This is a genomic window from Methanobrevibacter sp. (genome assembly GCF_045577275.1).
GTDB lineage: Archaea > Methanobacteriota > Methanobacteria > Methanobacteriales > Methanobacteriaceae > Methanobrevibacter.
Genome location: NZ_JAZNIB010000026.1, coordinates 1 through 6,013, shown reverse-complemented (window position 1 = coordinate 6,013; position 6,013 = coordinate 1). Strand labels below are relative to the sequence as shown.

7 protein-coding genes are annotated in these 6,013 nt (G+C 28.9%); 6 read left to right on the top strand and 1 reads right to left on the bottom strand.

From position 1 onward, the window contains the following. Window positions 1-84 precede the first annotated feature (84 nt). The 5 genes from ACKI67_RS00985 to ACKI67_RS00965 all read left to right on the top strand — a co-directional run bounded on the left by ACKI67_RS00985 (window position 85) and on the right by ACKI67_RS00965 (window position 4,908). Entirely contained in the window at window positions 85-564 is a 480-nt protein-coding gene (locus ACKI67_RS00985) for an Lrp/AsnC family transcriptional regulator (protein ID WP_407461520.1), read from the top strand. Window positions 565-958: 394 nt separating this feature from the next. Beyond that, on the top strand, window positions 959-1,897 hold the full coding sequence (gene mptA / locus ACKI67_RS00980; protein WP_407461519.1) for a GTP cyclohydrolase MptA: 939 nt from the start codon (window positions 959-961) through the stop codon (window positions 1,895-1,897). 542 nt (window positions 1,898-2,439) lie between these two features. Continuing rightward, window positions 2,440-4,032 carry an ABC1 kinase family protein gene (locus tag ACKI67_RS00975; protein WP_407461518.1) on the top strand — a complete coding sequence of 531 codons (1,593 nt, stop codon included), beginning with the start codon at window positions 2,440-2,442 and terminating at the stop codon, window positions 4,030-4,032. A gap of 44 nt (window positions 4,033-4,076) precedes the next feature. Next, on the top strand, window positions 4,077-4,538 hold the full coding sequence (locus ACKI67_RS00970) for a hypothetical protein (protein ID WP_407461517.1): 462 nt from the start codon (window positions 4,077-4,079) through the stop codon (window positions 4,536-4,538). A gap of 223 nt (window positions 4,539-4,761) precedes the next feature. Continuing rightward, entirely contained in the window at window positions 4,762-4,908 is a 147-nt protein-coding gene (locus tag ACKI67_RS00965) for a hypothetical protein (RefSeq protein WP_407461516.1), read from the top strand. Between the two features lie 210 nt (window positions 4,909-5,118). Here ACKI67_RS00965 and ACKI67_RS00960 read toward each other — a convergent pair whose 3' ends face one another. Continuing rightward, entirely contained in the window at window positions 5,119-5,391 is a 273-nt protein-coding gene (locus ACKI67_RS00960) for a zinc ribbon domain-containing protein (protein ID WP_407461515.1), read from the bottom strand. 230 nt (window positions 5,392-5,621) lie between these two features. Here ACKI67_RS00960 and ACKI67_RS00955 point away from each other — a divergent pair. Next, a partial coding sequence (locus tag ACKI67_RS00955) for a DUF2120 family protein (RefSeq protein WP_407461514.1) occupies window positions 5,622-6,013 on the top strand: 392 nt, incomplete at its 3' end.

Sequence of the window (6,013 nt, the reverse complement as noted above, 5' to 3'; positions counted from 1 at the left end):
ATAGATTATCATAGAAAATAATATAAAAAAATTAAATTTTATAATTTTCTTGAATAATTAGACAAATATTGAAAAAGTGAAACTATGTGTGCAAAAAAGAATGAAGAAATAATCAAATTGGACGAAACTGATATTAAAATTCTAAAGATCATCAATGATGATGTTAGAATTTCATACAGGCAAATTTCACGTGATTTAGGAATTTCTGTAGGAACTGTACACAATCGTATCGATAAGATGCTTAAATCTGGAGTAATTGAAAAATTCGCACCAGTTTTAAACCATAAGAAATTAGGTTATGCACTTACAAGCATTATCGGTGTAAACGTAAAAGGTCAAGAATTAGAAGCTTGGGAAGCAGAAATCTCAAACAATAAAAACGTTGTAGGCCTTTATGACGTTACTGGCCAATATGATGCTATTGTAATTGCTAAATTTAAAGATACTGATGAATTAGATAAATTCCTTAAAGAATTACTTAAATCCGGATGTATTGAAAAAACAATTACACAAACTGTACTTAATATCGTTAAAGAAGATATTGGATCTGCAAATATCCTTTAATCTTAAGTGCAAAACAAATTCAAACTGATAATAATTAAATAATTTTTATAATTTAACCCCTTTTTAAAATTATAAAATTATTTTAATTATTATTCAAACCCCTTTAAAAAATAAACTCAATTTAAAATATTTTTAACTATTTTTTTACTATTTTTACTATTTTTACTATTTTTTACTATTTTTTACTTTTTTCTATTTCTAAAAAAATGAATAAAAACTAAACAATCAAACAAAAAATATATAAATATAAAGTTATAGTATTCTAAATATAGAAAATAAAATATTTATTTTATTATAAGAAATTAAAAACAAGGATTGTAGAAATTTATTGTAATTATTTATTGTAATAAAAATTTATATTTATTTTTAATAAATTTAAAGAAGGTAAAACAAAATGGTAGTTTGTCTCCCAGACACACAAGATGATGAACCACGTATCCCTATTCACTTAAGCAGAGTAGGTGTTACTGGTGTCAAAAAACTTTTAACTCTTAAAAGAAAAGAAAAAAGACCAATCATATTATTACCTACTTTTGATGCTTTTGTAGATTTGCCAAGCACTCAAAAAGGTACACATATGTCTAGAACTCCTGAAGCTATCAGTGAAGTTGTTGATGAAGTTGCTAAAGGTGCTTCCGGCGGTGTTGAATCACTTTGTGCGGATATCGTTAATAGGATGCTTGAGAAGCATGAATACGCTAAACGTGTTGAAGTAAATATGATTAGTGACTACATGTTCATGAAAGAATCCCCAGTAACAGATAATAGATCTCAGGAAATGGCTAAATTAATAGCTAATGCTGTGGGTATCCGTGAAGATGATGGAACCATCACCATTAGAAAAGCTATTGGTGCTGAAGTCATTGGAATGACTGTATGCCCATGTGCACAAGAATCTGTAAGAGAAGTAGATAAAAGCAACTTATTAAAATTCTTAGATGAAGAAACATGCGAAAAAGTATTGGATACTGTAACTTTCGCTTCTCACAACCAAAGAGGAGTGGGAACCATCTTAATAGAAGTTCCTGAAAAGGAATACATCGATGGTGAAAAATTGATTGAGATTATTGAATCATCCATGAGTTCCCCTATTTCAGAGCTTTTAAAACGTCCTGATGAAAATGCCGTTGTAATGCGTGCTCATCAAAATCCCGTATTTGTAGAAGACTGTGTCAGAACAATGAATGAAAAGATTATTGAAGAGTTTTCATACTTGCCTGACGACACATTGATTACTACAAGACAAGAAAACCACGAAAGTATTCACAGACACAATGCTTATGCAGAAAAAGTTTCCACTTTAGGTTCTCTTAAAGAAGAACTTAATTTATAATAAGAAGCAAAATTAAGTGTTTAAAAATACTTAAGTTATAATGAGAAGTTAAGATTAAGTTCATGAAACTTAATTAAACTTTTATTTTTTCTTTTAAAACACATGCAAATATTGCTTATTTGCTTAATTTATACTTAATAAAAATAAGAACTATTTTTACTATTTTATAGGATTAGTCAATATAAGGCTTATAAATTATTTATTATTTTACTATTTTTTATTTTATATTTTGATTATTCTAACAAAAAACATTCTATTTTTACATTTAAATAAATAATATAAGTTATTTTTATAATTAAAACACAATAATAAGCCTATTTTTTCTAAACCCAGTTATATTTGTTTAAATTTAAAAAAAATATCATAATCCTTATATATCATATTTTATAATAATAAGAATATAGGTAACTTAATTATTTTTTAAGTTAATTAAGTGTATTTAGATTTCGTATCACCTATTAATTGGTTAAATTTTAAATTTTTTACTGCCGATTAATGTAGAAAAAAACAAAATCCCCAATAGTTAAATTGAAGGCGATTAGATGGCAAAAGAAGATAAGAAAGTATCAAGACAACGTTTTGATGAGATTATGGGTGTTGCAAAAAGACACCATTTAGCAAAATTATTGAAAAACAATGAAGACGATGAAGATTTTGAAATTTCAGACCTAAGATATGCAATGGAAGAGTGTGGTCGTGCATTCATTAAATTAGGTCAATTACTTGCTACAAGGCCAGATTTAGTTGGTAATGAAATAGCAGATGACTTGAAATTGCTTAGAGACAATACCCCAGTAACACCTTTTGAAGAAATGAAAGCGGTTATTGAAGAGGAAATTGGACAACCTCTTGAAGAGGTATACTCTGAATTTAACGAAGAGCCTCTTGGTTCTGCATCAATCGGCCAAGTTTATAAGGCAACATTAAAGGAAACAGACCAAGAAGTTGCAGTTAAGGTACAAAAGCCAGGCATCATTGATGTAATCGAACCTGATGTAAAAATATTGAATAAGCTAGCTGGAACCCTAGATAAGCATGTTTCAGGAACAAGAGTATATAACTTGCCTGCAATGGCTCAAGAATTTGAAAGATCCATCTTTAAAGAACTTGACTATATGGAAGAGGTCAGAAACATAGGTAAAATAACCAAAAACTTTTCAGATGTGGATTACATCAAATTCCCAGAAGTATACCCAGAATATTGTACATCCAAAGTCATCACCATGGAGCTTATTGATGGATATGAAGTAACTGACTTGTTTGACAATGAAATTGAAGGAATAAACAATAAGGAAATCGCACAATATGGATGCCAATCCTACTTAAAACAAGTATTGCTTGACGGATTCTTCCATGCAGACCCACACCCAGGTAACTTGTTTGTAACTAAAGACAACAAACTTTGTTACATTGACATGGGAATGATGGGAGTTGTGAATGCTACCTTCAGATCCAATTTTGCTCAATTGGTATTGCTTCTATTGGATGGAAATTCACACCATTTAATCAATCAAATGCTTTATATGAACATCATAACTCCTGAACAGAACACTGATGAATTTAAAGCAGATGTTGATGACTTGCTAAATACATACATTGGCGTTGATATGGACCAAATGGATGGAATTTTCGACAATTTAATGAATGTAATGATTAAACACAATATAATTCTTCCAAGAGAATTCGTAATGATTGGAAGAGGACTATTGCTCATTGAAGATGCTGGGGACAAATTGGACCCTCACTTCAATCTTACAGAAGAACTTGAAAGCTTTGCTAAAAAGATGATTAAAACCAAATTCGAACCAGGAAATCTTGTAGGCGGAGGATTCAACTATATTGTGGAAATAGAACACTTATTAAAAGACTTGCCTGATAGGCTTAACAGCACTCTTGACAAGCTTGAAAAAGGACAATTAGAGTTAAATATGAACCACACTGGCTTGGATGAATTGAAGGATCAATTATCCATTTCATTAATCGTTTCTGCATTGCTCGTTGGTTCATCCATTGCAATTTTAGCAGATAAAGGACCAAGAGTATGGGATATTTCTGCTATTGGATTCTTCGGATTCCTCATCAGTGCAATTCTTGGAATATATATTATAATTAAATTCATACGTACTGAAAGGTAAACAAAACAAATAATGATTAAAAAAGGAGTAGTTAGGTGATAAAAATGATTAAAAAAATTTTTGCATTATTATTGTTAAGCTTTTTAGTCATTGGAGCTGCAAGCGCTGCAGACTTTAAGCTTAATGATGGCTTTGAACAAGTAACTGAATTTTTCTCTACAAATAACGAAACCGGCATGACCATATGCACTTGGGACTATGACGATAATGTTAAAGAGTATTATTTACAAAACGATACCGATTACATTATAGTTGAAGGAGACAATAATACCTACAACACAACAGAACACACTTCAAGTGAAATGGGAGATGTAATGAATTACATGACCAGCGGAAATATCGGTTTAAGTTATGGAGTTTTAGAAATAGCAGAACATAACGGCAACAAATATGTCATTTATGCATATATGGAAAAGGCAACTCCTGATGATTGGAAAGCATGTTATGATGAATTGATGAAATTCAATGAAAACAATAACATCGAACCAATAGCTGATGCCATATAAAACTTAATTTTAGGAAAAATTCTTTTTTTCCTATTTTCTTTTTTTAAAAACATTTAAATCAAATATAACCAATATATAAAACTTATTTTAGAAAAAGTAAAATTATCAATCTTTATTTCCCAATTTTAAGGTGCAAGCAAGTACTTGCATTCGAAAACCTTTATATTGTCGATTAAATAAAAATAAGTTTAAGTCTAATTGAATAAAATCTAGAGGTGGAAATATGAGTATAATTTTATTAAGTATTTTATTAACAATTTTAATTTTAATGGGATCAGTTCTTTCTCTTAGAAATGAAGAATCTGAAGAAGCTGAAATCATTAATGAAATTAAAATTAAATATCCTGTTAGCACAAGATACTATGCATAATTAGGATAAAAAATAACAATTATTTTTTTTCTATAACTTTTACAAGTTTATTTTTAATATTAAACTTAATTTTTTATTATTTAATTACTTTTTTTACTATAATTTCTTTATAAAAATAATATTTTTTTAAAAAATAGCTTTTGATTGATATTTAAAAAATAACTTTAAATTTTATTTAAAAAAAAGAGTGATAAGAATTAAATTAATAATTTAATCCTTTGCCCATCTTTTAAGGTTTGGGAAAACCTCATTCATCATTTTTAAAGCTTCATCCATATCAATATCAGGATGAACTTCAACCATTTTTTCACTGCAGAAAGCAATCATATCTTCCATAGACATGTCAGATGTGAATTCACCATCCTTAAAGCAGTACATGCAGTAATCTTCATTTTTAGATCCATCAGCATTGGTTCCATAAAGTTCTTCAGTCATAGGCATTGCGCAGGATTGGCAGAATTTTTGATTTTCTAAATTTTCCATAATATCATTTCCTAATTTTAATATACTTATCTATTAATATTCATATGCATATAATTTTCGAAAGAGCATTTAGAAAGTATTGATTTTCAGTAATTTTGTAAAATTTATATACTATCTTAATTAAAAATAACTATATATTTTTAAATAAAATTTTTAAAAAAAAGGATTTAAAAATAATAATGAAAATAAATAAAAAACAATTAATTTTAAAAAGAATTTAAAGTGATTTTATGTCAGATGTATTATTAAAAACTACTGGACAGATTATAGGACATTTCAATGCATATAAAGGTTCCAGACCAGCATTTCATGGAGACCATGTTGTCATTGTAAGGGGAATCAGCCGTGACCCTATCGAAATTGATGAGATGGAAGCTAAAATATCAGAACTTAAAGACATTCTTCAAGCAGAAGAAGCGGATGTAATGTCAGATGACGGCAAAGAATTTGTAGAAAAGGTAGATTCTTACATAAGGGATGCTGAAGCTGCTGATACCGCACCAGATAATGGTGGAATTCTCAAAATGAAAGAACAATTGGAATCTATGGGGCTCCATGTTGAGTACAAACTCTTCCTAATGCCTAATGTAGGTGCTTTTGTAGCAATTTGGAAAGACAAATC